Source organism: Rhizobium sp. 2YAF20 (assembly GCF_052114685.1).
Taxonomy (GTDB): domain Bacteria; phylum Pseudomonadota; class Alphaproteobacteria; order Rhizobiales; family Rhizobiaceae; genus Rhizobium.
In genome coordinates, this window is record NZ_JBFRFF010000005.1 from 194,980 (window position 1) to 209,127 (window position 14,148).

The following is a 14,148-nucleotide window of genomic DNA, read 5'->3' on the forward strand; positions in this document are numbered from 1 at the left end:
CGCTGGAGTAGAGACCATCAGATCGGGTTCAGCGGATCTTCACGCGCAGGTGCCGGCGCCAGGGTAGAGGGGCGGTCCTTGCGAGGATCGTCGCCGTAAATGCCACGATTGTTCTTGCGCGCTTCGTCGGCTGCAGCGGCAAGCGGCGAGCCCGCTTCCACCTCGGCCCAGCCGTTTCGGGCCAGCCACTCGCTGAGGTCGGTTTTAACGAAACGGCAATTGCCGGTGACGGTGCCCTGCCAGTCGCCGTCAGGCAAATCACAGGTGATGGCCCGAGCCCGCAGGAAGGCTCGCAGCGCCGTCCGTGCTATCGTGCCGCAAGGCCATTCCTTGCCATTGGGACCAGTGCAGGTCCTGTTCGGATCGGTCGGCGTAATGCCGGCGAGCTGCAGCTTCTTGCCGGCGATGATCAGCACACCGGCGCTATCGGCAACGGGCCGTGCGATATCCACGGGCTTCAGTTCGGCGGGCTTTGCCTCGGCGGCCGGCGGGTCGCGCGCAGTCGGCATACTGTCTGCCTGATTGTCGCTCGGCGTCTCGGGCTTCGAGCCATTGGGCGTCGTCGCCGTTGACAGCGTCGCATCCACGGCGATCGGGGCTATTGCTGCGGGTGCTGCCTTATCTTTTGTCTCGGCCTTTGCAAAAATGCCCGCGGAGCCGATAGCGGGCGGTTTCTCGACGGAAGCGGCGCCCACGGCCAGGAGCACGCCGACTGCCGCAATTCCCGCTATTCCCGTCGCCAAGGCCACCGGACGCATCAGAGAAAACTTTCCTATTGGCTCGCCCAGATGATCCGGGCGATCCATTCGACGTCCGAAAGCTCAAGGTTGCGGTTGGGGTGTTCGGGATTGAGCGACAAAAGTTCGATCGAGCGCGGGCTATGGCGCAAAAGCACCTTGGCCATCACCTCGCCTTCGCGCGTCTTGACGACAACGCGGTCGTTGCGCCGTACCTGAGCTCCGGGCTCGACGATCAACACGTCGCCGTCTCGATAGAGCGGCATCATGCTTTCGCCCTGCACCTCAAGCGCATAGACCCCGGCCTTCTGTGCCGGGGCGGCAGGAAATTCCACGACATCCCAGCCCTGTCCAGCCGGAAAGCCGCCATCGTCGAAGAAGCCGCCGGCTCCCGCCTGCGCGAAGCCCAATAGCGGGATGGAGCCCGCCTGGGAAGGAAGGGCACCTTCCGGCATCCCACCATTGCCGCCTTCCGGCCGCAGGAAGCTCATGAACTGCTCCATGCTTGCGCCGGTCGCCTCCAGCACTTTGGCGATCGATTCCGTCGAGGGCCAGCGCAGTCGGCCATCGGAACTCAGCCGCTTCGATTTGTTGAAGGATGTCGGGTCTAGTCCCGCGCGCCGGGCAAGACCGGACGGGGTCAGATCATGCCGCTCGGCAAGTCCGTCGATCGCGTTCCATATTTGCCCGTGTGACAGCATCGTCGCTCAAACACCCGCAAAGCCGGAATTCCGGTATCCGTCCATCCCGGCAAGATTAGCGGAGGCCCATTCGTGAGTAAAGGGTAAGAGAGGAATAAAATCCTCTCCACCGACGTTTAGTTCGCCTAAACGACCATCGCGACGTTGATTTTGCCGAGTTGGATCACCGCCTGCGTACGGCTGTCTACGTTGAGCTTCAATAGGATTGCTGAGACATGCGCCTTGACCGTGGCTTCCGAAACATTGAGCTCATAGGCGATCTGCTTGTTGAGCAGGCCTTCGTTCAGCATGCCGAGCACCCGGCTTTGCTGTGGTGTCAATGTCTGCAGCCGATAGATTAGATCGGCGACATCGGCATCCTGTTCCTGTCCGTCCTGATAGGACCGTGGCGTGAAGATGTCCCCGGCAAGCACCGTCTGGATACCCGCGCGGATATCGTCGATGCCGGAGGATTTGGAGATGAAGCCGGATGCACCGAGTTCGAGGGCGCGGCGGATGGTCGTGCTATCGTCGGTCGCGGAAATGACGACGATCGGAAGGCTGGCAAATTCCGCGCGAAGCGACATCAGCCCGGAAAAACCGCTTGCACCGGGCATGGCAAGGTCAAGCAACATCAGGTCGGCATCCGGGTGCAATCTTGCTTGCCTGCGCGCCGCCTCGAAGTCGCCCGCCTCGACGATCGCCTGGTCACCGTCCATGCCGCTAACGGCTTGGCGAAGGGCACCGCGAAACAGCGGATGGTCATCGGCAATGATGATTGTCTGTTCGCTCATAAAAGCCCCCTCCCAAGAGCCCTTCTGCTTGCGATATCCATATAACGCTCAGGTCTTCTGTGGAAGACCCTTGTCGTCGGGCGCATTGTCCTGGAATTGCTTTACCACACCCATGAAGCTGCGCATCATCCGTTCCATGATGGTGATGGAACGGTCGACTTCGGCGTCGGTGGGCAGTTTCGACGCGCCACCGTTTTCTGCGACGGTCTTTTCCAGTGCCGTCATACGGCGGGACAGCTGATCGAGTTCGTCGTCGTAGGCGGCACGCTCATCGGCGGCCATGCGGCAGACGAGGTTGCCGTTTTTGTCTTCGCAAAGCGACATCGCGCCGGTCTGGCGGTCGAGGCGAATGAAGTGGTCGCCGCTGCGCTCCAGCTGAAAGCGTTCCATATCCGGCTCCGTTGCCAGGCTCGTTGCGGGTAGCAGAGCCGTTGTGCCGAGAAGAATGGCCGCAAGGCCGATTGCCGTTTCCCTCACCATGTCATCCTCCAGATTTTCTGCGTCTCGGTGCAAATAATCAGATCAGGCCGTGGACATCCGCGCCACTTTTCGGCAAAGCCCTAACAAGGATGACCTTGCCGATGGGAATGATGGCCGTGACGTCTGTGGTTTACAAGATCGTGCCGGAGGCGCTCTGGCAGCAAGCCAGACAATCCGGCGTTTTTAATGGCGCTGCGATCGATTTGACCGACGGCTTCATCCATTTCTCGACGGCCAGTCAGGCAAGGGAGACCGCCGCCCGGCATTTTGCCGGAAAGGACGGTCTGCTGCTTGTGGCAGTCGACGCCGAGGTGCTTGGCGAGAAGCTGGTGTTCGAACCTTCGCGCGGCGGCGATCTCTTTCCGCATCTCTATACGCCGCTGCAGCTATCAGCCGTTCTCTGGGAGAAGCCGCTGCCGATCGGGCCAGATGGCGCGCACGTCTTTCCGGAGATGCCGGAATGATCGGCGCTTTCAAGGATATAGGCCGCCGCAGCCTATTCATGTTCGACCCGGAGACCGCGCATGGCATGTCGATCGCGGCGCTTAAGACGGGCCTCGTGCCGACCTGCCGTCTGAAAAGCGACCTGAGGCTGCGCCAGACGGTCGCGGGCCTCGATTTCCCCAATCCGGTTGGAATGGCGGCCGGCTACGACAAGAATGCCGAGGTGCCGGAAGCGCTGCTGAGGCTCGGCTTCGGATTTACCGAGATCGGCACGGTTACGCCGAAGCCGCAACCGGGCAATCCGCGCCCGCGTATTTTCCGGCTGGTCGAGGACGAGGGCGTCATCAATCGCCTCGGCTTCAACAACGAAGGTCACGAGGCGGCGTATCATCGCCTTGCAGCGATAAGGAGCCGCGGCCTGATCGGGGTCAACATCGGAGCCAACAAGGATAGCGCCGATCGTGTCGACGACTATGTCAGGGGTATTCGCTGCTTCTATTCCGTCGCTGGCTATTTCACTGCAAATATCTCCTCGCCGAACACGCCCGGCCTGCGCGACCTGCAAGCGCGCGAGAGCCTCGCTGCACTGTTGTCGGCCGTACTGTCTGCAAGGAACGAGGAAGCGCTCAAGGCCAATCGCAAGATACCAGTTTTCCTCAAGATCGCTCCCGATCTGACTGAGGAAGGCATGGACGATATTGCCGCAGAGGCGCTCGCGCATGATCTCGACGGCCTGATCGTCTCTAACACGACGCTCGGACGCGAGGGGCTGAAGGACCACCGGCAGGCGAAGGAGGCCGGCGGCCTTTCCGGCAAGCCGGTGTTCGAGAAGTCGACGGCCGTGCTTGCAAGAATGCGCAAGCGCGTCGGCGCCGCAATGCCGATCATCGGTGTTGGCGGTGTGTCGTCGGCGGAAACGGCGCTCGAGAAGATCCGCGCCGGCGCCGACCTCGTACAGCTCTATTCGAGCATGGTCTACGAGGGTCCGGGGCTGCCGGCCGCCATTCTTCGCGGCCTGTCGGCGCTTCTCGACCGGGAAGGCGTGGCCTCAATCCGCGAATTGCGCGATACTAGGCTCGATCACTGGGCAGACCGAAAGGTCTGATCGGCCCGCGGCTTGACCAGCAGCATCAGGAAGACGCCGCGAAACAACAGGAAGCCGTTGAGCGCCAGCCACAGGCCGGCATTGCCGAGCAGCGGCACGAAGACGGCGAGCGCCAATAGGTAGCCGGCGAAGGCAAGCAGCATGCGGTTTCGCATGTCGCTCGACCAGGTAGCGCCGATGAAAACGCCGTCCATCAGATAGGCAAGCGCGCCGGTAAGGCCGGTGACTGCTGCAAAAGGCAGGTAGGTTCCGGCAACCGCGCGAACATCTTCGGACGTCGTCAGCACGGCGATGATGCGCGGCCCAAGCCCAAGGAAGAATATGGTTGCGATCGTAGCGAGACTGAACGACCACAGTATGGTCAGCTTCACGCCTCGGTCAAAGGCCGGCCGGTAGCCAGCACCGATTGCCCGTCCGGTGATCTGCTCGGCGGCATTGGCCAGACCGTCAAGATAGAAGGCCGAAATCAAGACAAAGTTCATCAAGACCGCGTTGGCAGCAAGCGTGACCGCGCCGAAATACGCGCCGATGCGCGTCATCAGCGTGAAGGCTGCGAGAAGCACGAACGTGCGGATCAGAATATCGCGGTTCAGCGCAAAAAGTTCAGCCAGCCGTCCCCGGGATAGCAACTCGGATCGGGAGGGCAGCGCAGTTCCTGCAAACCCCCTGATCACGATGATCAGCCCGACGATCGCCCCAGCGGTCTCGCCGATCATCGAGCCCCAGGCGACGCCAGCAACACCCCAGCCGAGCCCAAGCCCCAGAGCGATTGCAAACACGAGATTGAGGCCATTTATCAAGGTCTGCAGCAGCAGCCCGGTGCTGCCCCGGCCGCGCCCGAGCACAAATCCGAGGATGGCATAATTGGCAAGTGCTGCCGGCCCCGCCAGCATGCGAATGGAGAAATAGGTGCCGGTCGCCTCCGCCACACCGCCTTCGGGTCCCATCAGTTTCAGGCCGAACCATAAAAGGACCGGTGATAGAACGAGGAGCGCCGCGCCGCAGGCCAGCGCCGAAATCATCGCGCGCCAGAATACGGCTTGCTGTTCGTGCAGGTCGTTGCGGCCATAGGCTTGCGCCGTCAATCCCGTTGTCGAAGAGCGCAGGAAATTGAAGCTTGCAAAGATCAGGTCGAAAAGCACCGCACCGATCGCTAGTCCGGCCAGAGGTGCGGCCTGTCCCAGCCGGCCGACCACAGCGGTGCCGGTCAGCCCAAGCAACGGCGTCGTCATGAAGGCAAGCGTCATCGGCAGGGCGATCGACAGCACCAGTCGGTGGGTCACCTCGAATGCCGGTCTGCCTTCGCGCGTCGCCGCGTGATCCATGTCGATCCTCCCATCAGGCAGGTTAAATCCGCCTCTAGCTCGAAGACAGCACCATGGACCAATAGGGCATATTGTTGGAAGAGCCATCATAGGCCAGCGCCACGCCAAGGCCGGAATAGGGGCCCAGCATGTTTTCAAGGTGATGCGGGGAATTGATCCAGGCGGTCACGACGGCGTCAGTGGAGTGTTGCCCCTCGGCAATGTTTTCTGCCGCCGGCAATCGGACGCCGTTGGCCTTTACACGGCGGCCGAAATCGTCGCCGAAGCCGATGAGATGGGCCATCTTGTGCAGGCTGGCCATCCGCCTTGCCTGATAGATGGCTGCGGTGCTCGCCGCCGGATCGATTGAAAGCGCTGATAGCCCCTTCTTGGCGCGCAACGTATTGACCAGCGGCAAGGCTGCCGCCGTCTGGTCTGAGCCTGTTGCGTTCAAGACCAGGGGTTGTTTGGTCGCGCAACTGGCCACGCCCGCCGCCAGCGAAAGTGAGGCAAGGCGCAATGCGTCGCGCCGGGTGACGAGGGTGGTTTCAAATATCATGATCAGCGGCGGTAGTTGAAGACACGAAGGATGATGTAGAGAGGGATGACGATCGACGCGCCGAGCAGCAGGTAATCGCCGAACTTGCCGAGCGCTGCAAAGCCTGAATGCCAGAGATCGAGAATGAAACGGCGGATGTTCTCCACTAGATCCCACGGCTGCCAGCCGAAGACCTTCATGACGAAACCAACGATCAGCGATGCGACGACGAGCTTGACGAGCGTCCGCGCTGGCGAATCGCCAAGGAACCTGTTCACCTGATCCGACATGCAGTCTCTCCTGTTTGCCCTGAAATAAGGGCGTCAGCCAATAGCCGCAAGCGCTTTTCCCGGCAGCAGGCGGTTCTGCCTGAAATAGGACTTGAGTTTTTTTGTGGCCGCGTCCAAACCATTGCCTCATTAAGGATCCCCATCATGCTGCCAACCCAGCTATCTTCGGGCGACGCCACCGCCGACCGCCGTGCGGACTATGCGAAAATGCTGGCTGAAAGCGGCGAGCCCGCAAGTGCGGCCGAACTGATGGAACAGGCGCTGGAAGTCGTGCCCGAATGGGCCGCGGGCTGGTTCGGTCTTGCAGACTACCGCGACAAGGCCGGAAACGCAGAAGGCGCTACCGCCGCGCTACGCCATCTGCTGGCGCTCGATTCGGACGACATGTTCGGCGCCGGTCTGAAGCTAGCCCTTCGTGGCGCCATCGATATTCCCGACCAGCCGCCGAGCCGCTACATCGAGAGGATGTTTGACGACTATGCGGAGCGCTTCGACAAATCGCTGATCGAAAAGCTCGGCTACGCTGTGCCCAGGAAATTGGCGGAATTGATCGTCGAGACACAGGGGCAGGCCGGGAATTTCAGGCTCGCCGTCGATCTTGGTTGCGGCACCGGTCTGCTGGGCACCGAGTTGACGGGCCGGGTCGACAGGCTCGAAGGCTTCGATCTCTCACAGAAGATGCTTGCCAAGGCTGGCGAAAAGCGGATTTACCAGTATCTCGCACCGGCTGACCTGTCGTTGCCGCCAGCGACTTCCAGGCTTTTTGGCGACGATCTCGCCAGCCATCGCGCCGATCTTATCGCGGCTGCGGACGTGTTCATCTATCTCGGAAATCTCGATGCGGTCTTCGCCAATGTCAGGGAGCTTGCAGCACCCGGCGCCCTCTTCGCCTTTTCCGTCGAGGACGCCCAAGAAGCAGTGGGCCCCCGGCTCGGTCCGTCGCTGCGCTATGCCCATTCGCAGGACTATATCGTTGCGACCTGCCGCAAATACGGTATGACCATCGAAAGATCTAAGCCGACCATCATGCGCATGGACGCTGGGAAACCCGTCCACGGCATCCTGTTCCTTGCACGGACTGCTGCCTGAACGACCGATTATTGCCAATTGCGAATAGGTCAGTAATCCTTACCCATCAGCTCTTGATTATGCCTTTGGCTTTCCTCAGAATTGGCGAACAGGCAAGGGGAAATGGCATGATGGGGTTAAAAAGTGCGCTGGGCGTCTGGAACACCAGCGCAACGCGGCATTCGTTTGTCGAGGATGTCCAGGGAATATTGTCTGGCAGTATTATTTCCTCGCTTGGCCTGTTCATTCTGTCGGCGGCGGGGCTTCTAACCGGCAGTACGGCTGGCATCGCGTTTCTGCTGCACTACGCCATCGGCGTGAATTTTGGCCTGGCGTTCTTCCTGGTCAACGTGCCGTTCTTCTATCTGTCGTGGAAGCAGCTCGGCCGGGCTTTCACCATCAAGACCTTTATTGCGATTGCGCTGACATCGCTCATGGCCAACCTTCAGCCCAGGCTCCTCGAGATTGCCAGGATCGAACCGGTCTGGTCGGCGATCCTTGGCGGCTCGTTGCTGGGCTATGGCCTGCTGGCCCTTTATCGCCACCGTGCGAGCCTCGGCGGCGTCGGCATATTGGGCATCTATCTGCAGGGGCGCTTCGGCATAAGGGCCGGGCTGGTCCAGCTCGTGGTCGACATGTTCGTTCTGGTCATCGCCGTCGCGGTCACCACGCGCTATGTCGTCCTGTGCTCCATCCTTGGCGCGGTCGTGCTCAACCTGTTCGTGGCCATCAACCATCGCTCGGACCGCTATATCGCGCTCTGATCTATAGCATCAGGGCTTGCGCGGCTCTTTCTCGGATTCGAGCATCGCAGCCTGGTGATACCAGCTGTCGGTGTCGCAGACGTTCACCGGCTTGGGCTCGGCTGGGAACTTGCGGTCTTTGAGGGCGAAGTTCGCGCGCCCTCCTACAGGAAATTGATAGATCTTCGCGCTGTCGCGGTGGGTCGTCGCCATCTGGACGTCTCTCTCTTTTTCTCCCCAAGCATTGCCGCTGCAGGGAATGGTCAGACTATAACATGGTTCGCACAGGATTTGCTCCATTTGCTCAAAAAAAATGCAAAACGTTGAAAATATAGGCATATCGACCGTTTCTGGCTGTCGATAAGAGATTTTTAAGGATGCAATTCGGCTCCGCGTACATTTTGTCGCACCGCAGCAGATTCGACGTCTTCCCGTTCCAAATATCGAGGTTTGCTCGAGTGTAATGCGTCAGGGCTATTGCCTGGCGGGCGGCCATGGTACCGCGATTGCGGCAGCGAAACCCCATCCCATTCATCGACTACGCTTGTGCCGAGAACGCCGCGGCTCGGTTTGGCATGTCAAATGCATGTCACACTGCAGCCGTTGGTGGCCGAAATATTTCTGGCGGATACGCTTGAGATTTTTCTACCTGCTTCGCATGATCAACCTATTACGAGGTGCGTAATGACAAAATATAAGCTCGAGTACATCTGGCTCGACGGATACACGCCGGTTCCGAATCTTCGCGGCAAGACGCAGGTCAAGGAATTCTCCGAATTCCCGACACTCGAAGAACTGCCGCTCTGGGGCTTCGATGGTTCTTCCACGATGCAGGCAGAAGGCCGCAGCTCCGATTGCGTGCTGAAGCCCGTTGCTGCTTATCCTGACCCGGCGCGCACGAACGGCGTTCTGGTCATGTGCGAAGTCATGATGCCGGATGGTGTCACGCCGCACGCCACGAACGCACGCGCCACGATCCTCGATGACGAAGGCACCTGGTTCGGCTTCGAACAGGAATACTTCTTCTACCAGAACGGCCGTCCGCTCGGCTTCCCGGAACAGGGCTACCCGGCTCCGCAGGGTCCGTACTACACCGGCGTCGGCTATTCGAACGTTGGCGACGTCGCTCGCGAAATCGTCGAAGAGCACCTCGACCTCTGCCTCGCAGCCGGCATCAACCACGAAGGCATCAACGCCGAAGTGGCAAAGGGCCAGTGGGAATTCCAGATCTTCGGCAAGGGCTCCAAGAAAGCCGCCGACGAAATCTGGATGGCCCGCTACCTGCTGCAGCGCCTCACGGAAAAGTACGGCATCGACATCGAGTATCATTGCAAGCCGCTCGGCGATACCGACTGGAACGGCTCGGGCATGCATTGCAACTTCTCAACCAAGTACATGCGCGAAGTTGGCGGCAAGGCCTATTTCGAAGCGCTCATGGCTGCCTTCGACAAGAACCTGCTGGATCACATCGCTGTTTACGGCCCTGACAACGACAAGCGTCTGACCGGCAAGCACGAAACGGCTCCGTGGAACAAGTTCAGCTACGGCGTTGCCGACCGCGGCGCTTCAATCCGGGTGCCGCATTCGTTCATCAAGAACGACTACAAGGGCTACCTCGAAGACCGCCGCCCGAATTCTCAGGGCGACCCCTACCAGATCGCTTCGCAGGTTCTGAAGACGATCTCGGAAGTCTCGATCGACAGCATTTCGGCAGCAGCCTAAGCATTTTTCATGGCGTCAACCCAACCGGTTGACGCCATGATTCTTTGTTGGCGAGCTCGCGAGCTCCTTCTCAGGCTTCCTTAAAAATTCGTGAGACCTGTTGACAACAACTGCATCATCACGGCACTTTCACGAAAGGTTTACGAGTAGGCAGGCAGGCCAAGCCATCGATTTAGATGGTTTCGACCGCAACTGACCTCACCGCCAGGCAACGTCCTGGCGTCCTTTGTTGCGACGACCAAGTCGTCACAAAAGGGCAACCGATCCAAGGTACGTAGGGCCCAAAGGGTCGACGTTACCCTGCAGCAAAATCGGGTAATGAGGGCAACGATGTCGAATAGTGAAGAACGCCTGTTGAAAGATATCAAGAATGCGACCGGATTTCACGGAACGGTCTATCCCTTGCGTCTTGCAGACAAGCAAACCGCCGGCAAGCTCGTTGCCGAGGGAAGAATTGTCGAGGCCGCAGGATCGTGGGGCACTACGATGTGCATCGGCTATCGGCTGAAGCACTGCTGACCGGGCGGCCAAGCCCCTTCATCTGATATCCGGGCCTGGCCTTATTCAAGGAATTCCGTCGGAACGCGCAAAGCTGTCTAGCAGGCTAAGCGCACGTATGGTCGCGCTTTCGTCAAGCGGCCTTTGCAGTCTTATCGACGGGATGCTGCGACCTGAAGCCGACGGCGAGGCGATTCCAGATGTTGATCGCGCCGATGGTCACTGTGATCTTCATCATCTCCTCTTCCGAAAAATGCGCCTTCAGCGTTTCGAAGTCGCTATCCGGAATGCCGGTCTGGGCGATGTTGGTCACGGCATCGACCCACCCAAGCAGCGCACGCTCGCGAGCGTCATAGACGGGCGATTCCCACCAGACGCACATCAGGTTGATCCACTGTTCGCTAAGCCCATCATGGCGTGCTTCCTTGACGTGCATGTCAACACAGTAGGCGCAGCCATTGATCTGCGAGGCACGAAGCTTGATCAGATGGATGAACCGGCGCTCCAATCCGGAGGTCTGCACAAATTGTTCAAGCGCGTAGACCGGCTTCAGCGCTGCCGGCGAGGCTTTCATGATATCGAGGCGAGGATGCATGGTGTTTTCTCCTTGTTTGCAACGTTCAGCGAACTGCCTTGCGTTCATGAATGTCGAGGAAGGCGCAGCCTCTTGCTGCGATCGTCCCGTCGTCGAGCGCCGTCAACTCGGTAATAAGATCGGCGACGCTCGTCTTCGCCAGTTCCGCCCTGTAGACCCGCTCGGCGCGCAGCATGGCAGCCGAGATGTTGCAAGGCTTGGCAAAGAAGCGGTCCGGCACGGGGTTGGGGCCACGCTGCCGGATTTCGTTGCACCTGAAGGCGGGCGCCGGACCTTCGACGGCAAGCACGATGTCGAGCAGCGATATTGCCGCCGGTGCTTTCGCCAGCCGATAGCCACCCTTCGGTCCCGGCAGGGTTTCAAGTATGCCCGCGCCGGACAGCGCCTGCAGATGCTTCAGGAGATAGCTCACGGAGACCCCGTGGAACTCGGCGATCGCAGCTGCCGACAGTACGCCGCCGTCGGACAGCCCCGCGAGCATGGCGACGCTGTGTATGGCCTGCTCAACTCCATCTCCGAGTTTCAATGGACTGTCTCCTCAATTCGTGGATAAAATATATCCACGATTCTTATTGCTGTCAACGCACTTCTTTTTCGCTCGATTTCCGTTACCTCTTGGGGCGTGGATCAGACCGATGCCGACAGCCTCGCCGCCTTGCCTGCACCCTTTGTCCGATGGTTTGCGGAAAGGGGCTGGCAGCCCCGCGCCCATCAGCTCGAATTGCTGGCTCGTGCCGAGGCGGGAGAGAGCACGCTGCTGATTGCGCCCACCGGTGCCGGCAAGACGCTCGCCGGCTTTCTGCCGTCGTTGACGGATCTCACTCGTCGCGGAAAGGTTCCGCCCGGCTCCGCCTTTACCGGCATCCACACGCTCTACGTCTCGCCCCTGAAGGCGCTTGCCGTCGATATCGAGCGAAACCTCATCAAACCGGTCACTGAAATGGGCCTACCAGTGACGGTCGAAAGCCGGACGGGCGATACGCCGAACGCCAAACGCCAACGCCAGAAGCTCTCGCCACCCGATATCCTTTTGACAACGCCGGAGCAGGTGGCGTTGCTGCTCGCCAACAAGGAAGCGGAGCGCTTCTTCAAGAATCTCAGGTATATCGTGCTCGACGAGCTGCATTCGCTGGTCAGCTCAAAGCGCGGCCACATGTTGTCGCTTGGTTTGGCCCGGCTACGCCGCCTTGCGCCGCGTCTCCAGACGATCGGTCTTTCTGCGACGGTTGCCGAGCCGATGGAGCTGCAGAAATGGCTGGTCGCCCAATCCGCGGACAGTGACGCCCATGCCGGCCTCGTCACCGTGGAGGGCGGCGCCAAGCCTGAGATTGCCATCCTTCAGACCGAAAACCACATCCCATGGGCCGGTCATTCCGCCAGATACGCCATTCCCGACATCTACAAGCAGCTGCTCGTTCACCGCACGACGCTGCTTTTCGTCAATACACGCAGCCAGGCGGAAATGCTTTTCCAGGAACTCTGGAACGTCAACGACGACAATCTGCCCATCGCGCTCCACCACGGGTCTCTTGATGTCGGCCAGCGCCGCAAGGTCGAGGCGGCGATGGCGGCAAACAGGCTGCGTGCGGTCGTCGCAACGTCCACCCTCGATCTCGGCATCGACTGGGGCGATGTCGATCTCGTCGTCCATGTCGGCGCGCCGAAGGGTGCCTCCCGGCTGGCCCAGCGGATCGGCCGTGCCAATCACCGGATGGACGAACCGTCCAAGGCAATCCTTGTCCCCGCCAATCGCTTCGAGGTGATGGAATGCCAGGCGGCACTCGATGCCAACTATATCGGCGCGCAGGATACGCCGCCCGTCGGCGTCGGCACGCTGGATGTGCTCGCCCAGCATGTGCTCGGCATGGCCTGCGCCGAGCCGTTCGATCCGCTGCAGCTCTATGACGAGATTGTCAGCGCGTCCCCTTACGCCGATCTTTCCTGGGAGACGTTCGAGCGCATCGTCGATTTCGTCGCCACGGGCGGCTATGCGCTGCGCATCTATGAGCGCTATGCCCGCATCCGCAAGACCGCGGAAGGCCGCTGGCGTGTCTCCAATCCCGCGGTCGCGCAGCAGTATCGCTTGAACCTCGGTACCATCGTCGAAGCCCCGATGCTGAATATTCGCATGGTGAAGCGCGGCCCCGGCGGCAGGATCGGCCGGGGCGGCGCGGCGCTTGGCAAGGTCGAGGAGTATTTCACCGAACAACTTTCGCCGGGCGACACGTTCATCTTCTCGGGCAAGGTTCTGCGTTTCGAAGGGATCCGCGAAAACGAATGTCTGGCAAGCCAGGCCTATTCGAATGACCCGAAAATCCCCTCCTATGCCGGCGGCAAGTTTCCGCTGTCCACATATCTTGCCGACCAGGTGCGCTCCATGCTCGCCGATCCAGGCCGATGGCATCGTCTGCCGAATCAGGTGCGGGACTGGCTGGAGCTGCAGAAGGAGAAGTCGATGGTGCCGAGGCGCGACGAACTCCTGATCGAGACATTCCCGCGCGGCAGCAAGGCCTACATGGTTGTATATCCCTTCGAAGGGCGGCTCGCGCATCAGACGCTCGGCATGTTGCTGACCCGCCGGCTGGAGCGGGCAGGGGCAAAGCCGCTCGGCTTCGTTGCGACGGATTATTCGCTGGGGATCTGGGGCCTTGAGGACATGGGCCTGATGATCGAGAACGGTCGTCTCAGCCTCTCCGACCTCTTCGACGAGGACATGCTCGGAGACGACCTCGAAGCCTGGCTCGGCGAATCCTTCCTGTTGAAACGCACGTTCCGCAATTGCGCCGTCATTGCAGGCTTGATCGAGCGCCGCCATCCGGGCAAAGAAAAGTCCGGCCGGCAGGTGACGGTGTCGGCCGATCTGATCTATGACGTGCTGCGCAGCCACGAGCCAGACCATATCCTGTTGCAGGCGACGCGCCAGGACGCGGCGTCAGGGCTTTTGGACATCGGCCGGCTTGGCGATATGTTAAGGCGAATCAAGGGTCACATTACCCACCGGCCGCTCGGGCATATTTCGCCGCTCGCTGTGCCGGTGATGCTGGAAATCGGCCGCGAAGCGGTACCTGGCGAGGCCCATGATACACTGTTGGCGGAAGCCGCGGACGATCTGATCCGCGAGGCACTGAGCTGATGACGAGCGAGGAAGGG

17 protein-coding genes are annotated in these 14,148 nt (G+C 60.4%); 7 read left to right on the top strand and 10 right to left on the bottom strand.

The genetic code is table 11. The annotated features are described in order from the left end of the window. Positions 1-17 precede the first annotated feature (17 nt). The 4 genes from AB4Z52_RS10160 to AB4Z52_RS10175 all read right to left on the bottom strand — a co-directional run bounded on the left by AB4Z52_RS10160 (position 18) and on the right by AB4Z52_RS10175 (position 2,691). A complete protein-coding gene (locus tag AB4Z52_RS10160; protein ID WP_442217779.1) occupies positions 18-758 on the bottom strand; it encodes a thermonuclease family protein in 741 nt (246 codons plus the stop codon). 14 nt (positions 759-772) lie between these two features. Then, positions 773-1,438, bottom strand: a complete 666-nt coding sequence (locus AB4Z52_RS10165; protein ID WP_442217780.1) for a S24 family peptidase — start codon at positions 1,436-1,438, stop codon at positions 773-775. Positions 1,439-1,563: 125 nt separating this feature from the next. Then, on the bottom strand, positions 1,564-2,211 hold the full coding sequence (locus tag AB4Z52_RS10170) for a response regulator (RefSeq protein WP_442217781.1): 648 nt from the start codon (positions 2,209-2,211) through the stop codon (positions 1,564-1,566). Between the two features lie 48 nt (positions 2,212-2,259). Beyond that, positions 2,260-2,691 (bottom strand): hypothetical protein, encoded by a 432-nt coding sequence (locus AB4Z52_RS10175; RefSeq protein ID WP_442217782.1) that lies wholly within the window; start codon positions 2,689-2,691, stop codon positions 2,260-2,262. A gap of 107 nt (positions 2,692-2,798) precedes the next feature. Here AB4Z52_RS10175 and AB4Z52_RS10180 point away from each other — a divergent pair, with 107 nt between their 5' ends. Together AB4Z52_RS10180 and AB4Z52_RS10185 are read left to right on the top strand one after the other, a co-directional pair. Continuing rightward, positions 2,799-3,155 (top strand): DUF952 domain-containing protein, encoded by a 357-nt coding sequence (locus AB4Z52_RS10180; protein WP_442217865.1) that lies wholly within the window; start codon positions 2,799-2,801, stop codon positions 3,153-3,155. Beyond that, positions 3,152-4,240 carry a quinone-dependent dihydroorotate dehydrogenase gene (locus AB4Z52_RS10185; protein WP_442217783.1) on the top strand — a complete coding sequence of 363 codons (1,089 nt, stop codon included), beginning with the start codon at positions 3,152-3,154 and terminating at the stop codon, positions 4,238-4,240. The genes AB4Z52_RS10180 and AB4Z52_RS10185 overlap by 4 nt, the downstream gene beginning before the upstream one ends. Here AB4Z52_RS10185 and AB4Z52_RS10190 read toward each other — a convergent pair. Genes AB4Z52_RS10190 through AB4Z52_RS10200 form a run of 3 tightly spaced genes read right to left on the bottom strand, consistent with a single transcriptional unit; the run spans position 4,216 to position 6,372 of the window. Next, positions 4,216-5,565 carry an MATE family efflux transporter gene (locus AB4Z52_RS10190; RefSeq protein WP_442217784.1) on the bottom strand — a complete coding sequence of 450 codons (1,350 nt, stop codon included), beginning with the start codon at positions 5,563-5,565 and terminating at the stop codon, positions 4,216-4,218. The genes AB4Z52_RS10185 and AB4Z52_RS10190 overlap by 25 nt on opposite strands. Before the next feature lie 34 nt (positions 5,566-5,599). Further along, positions 5,600-6,103 carry a CAP domain-containing protein gene (locus AB4Z52_RS10195; RefSeq protein WP_442217785.1) on the bottom strand — a complete coding sequence of 168 codons (504 nt, stop codon included), beginning with the start codon at positions 6,101-6,103 and terminating at the stop codon, positions 5,600-5,602. A gap of 2 nt (positions 6,104-6,105) precedes the next feature. Beyond that, entirely contained in the window at positions 6,106-6,372 is a 267-nt protein-coding gene (locus AB4Z52_RS10200; protein WP_442217786.1) for a DUF6460 domain-containing protein, read from the bottom strand. 144 nt (positions 6,373-6,516) lie between these two features. On the opposite strand from AB4Z52_RS10200, the gene AB4Z52_RS10205 reads away from it, so the two are divergent. Continuing rightward, positions 6,517-7,461, top strand: a complete 945-nt coding sequence (locus AB4Z52_RS10205) for a methyltransferase (RefSeq protein WP_442217787.1) — start codon at positions 6,517-6,519, stop codon at positions 7,459-7,461. A 107-nt stretch (positions 7,462-7,568) separates the two neighbouring features. Next, positions 7,569-8,204 (top strand): YitT family protein, encoded by a 636-nt coding sequence (locus AB4Z52_RS10210; RefSeq protein WP_442217788.1) that lies wholly within the window; start codon positions 7,569-7,571, stop codon positions 8,202-8,204. A gap of 9 nt (positions 8,205-8,213) precedes the next feature. Here AB4Z52_RS10210 and AB4Z52_RS10215 read toward each other — a convergent pair whose 3' ends face one another. Next, positions 8,214-8,396, bottom strand: coding sequence for a DUF2735 domain-containing protein (locus AB4Z52_RS10215; protein WP_442217789.1), 183 nt, complete (start codon positions 8,394-8,396; stop codon positions 8,214-8,216). A 471-nt stretch (positions 8,397-8,867) separates the two neighbouring features. Here AB4Z52_RS10215 and AB4Z52_RS10220 point away from each other — a divergent pair, with 471 nt between their 5' ends. Beyond that, positions 8,868-9,905 carry a glutamine synthetase beta-grasp domain-containing protein gene (locus tag AB4Z52_RS10220; protein ID WP_442217790.1) on the top strand — a complete coding sequence of 346 codons (1,038 nt, stop codon included), beginning with the start codon at positions 8,868-8,870 and terminating at the stop codon, positions 9,903-9,905. Between the two features lie 330 nt (positions 9,906-10,235). Next, complete coding sequence (locus AB4Z52_RS10225; protein ID WP_442217791.1) at positions 10,236-10,424, top strand: hypothetical protein; 189 nt, start codon at positions 10,236-10,238, stop codon at positions 10,422-10,424. A gap of 112 nt (positions 10,425-10,536) precedes the next feature. Here AB4Z52_RS10225 and AB4Z52_RS10230 read toward each other — a convergent pair whose 3' ends face one another. Together AB4Z52_RS10230 and AB4Z52_RS10235 are read right to left on the bottom strand one after the other, a co-directional pair. Further along, entirely contained in the window at positions 10,537-10,998 is a 462-nt protein-coding gene (locus tag AB4Z52_RS10230) for a carboxymuconolactone decarboxylase family protein (RefSeq protein ID WP_442217792.1), read from the bottom strand. 25 nt (positions 10,999-11,023) lie between these two features. Then, positions 11,024-11,524 (bottom strand): RrF2 family transcriptional regulator, encoded by a 501-nt coding sequence (locus AB4Z52_RS10235; RefSeq protein WP_442217793.1) that lies wholly within the window; start codon positions 11,522-11,524, stop codon positions 11,024-11,026. A gap of 96 nt (positions 11,525-11,620) precedes the next feature. On the opposite strand from AB4Z52_RS10235, the gene AB4Z52_RS10240 reads away from it, so the two are divergent. After that, positions 11,621-14,131: a ligase-associated DNA damage response DEXH box helicase gene (locus AB4Z52_RS10240; RefSeq protein WP_442217794.1), complete on the top strand. Its 2,511-nt coding sequence runs from the start codon at positions 11,621-11,623 to the stop codon at positions 14,129-14,131. Positions 14,132-14,148 lie beyond the last annotated feature (17 nt).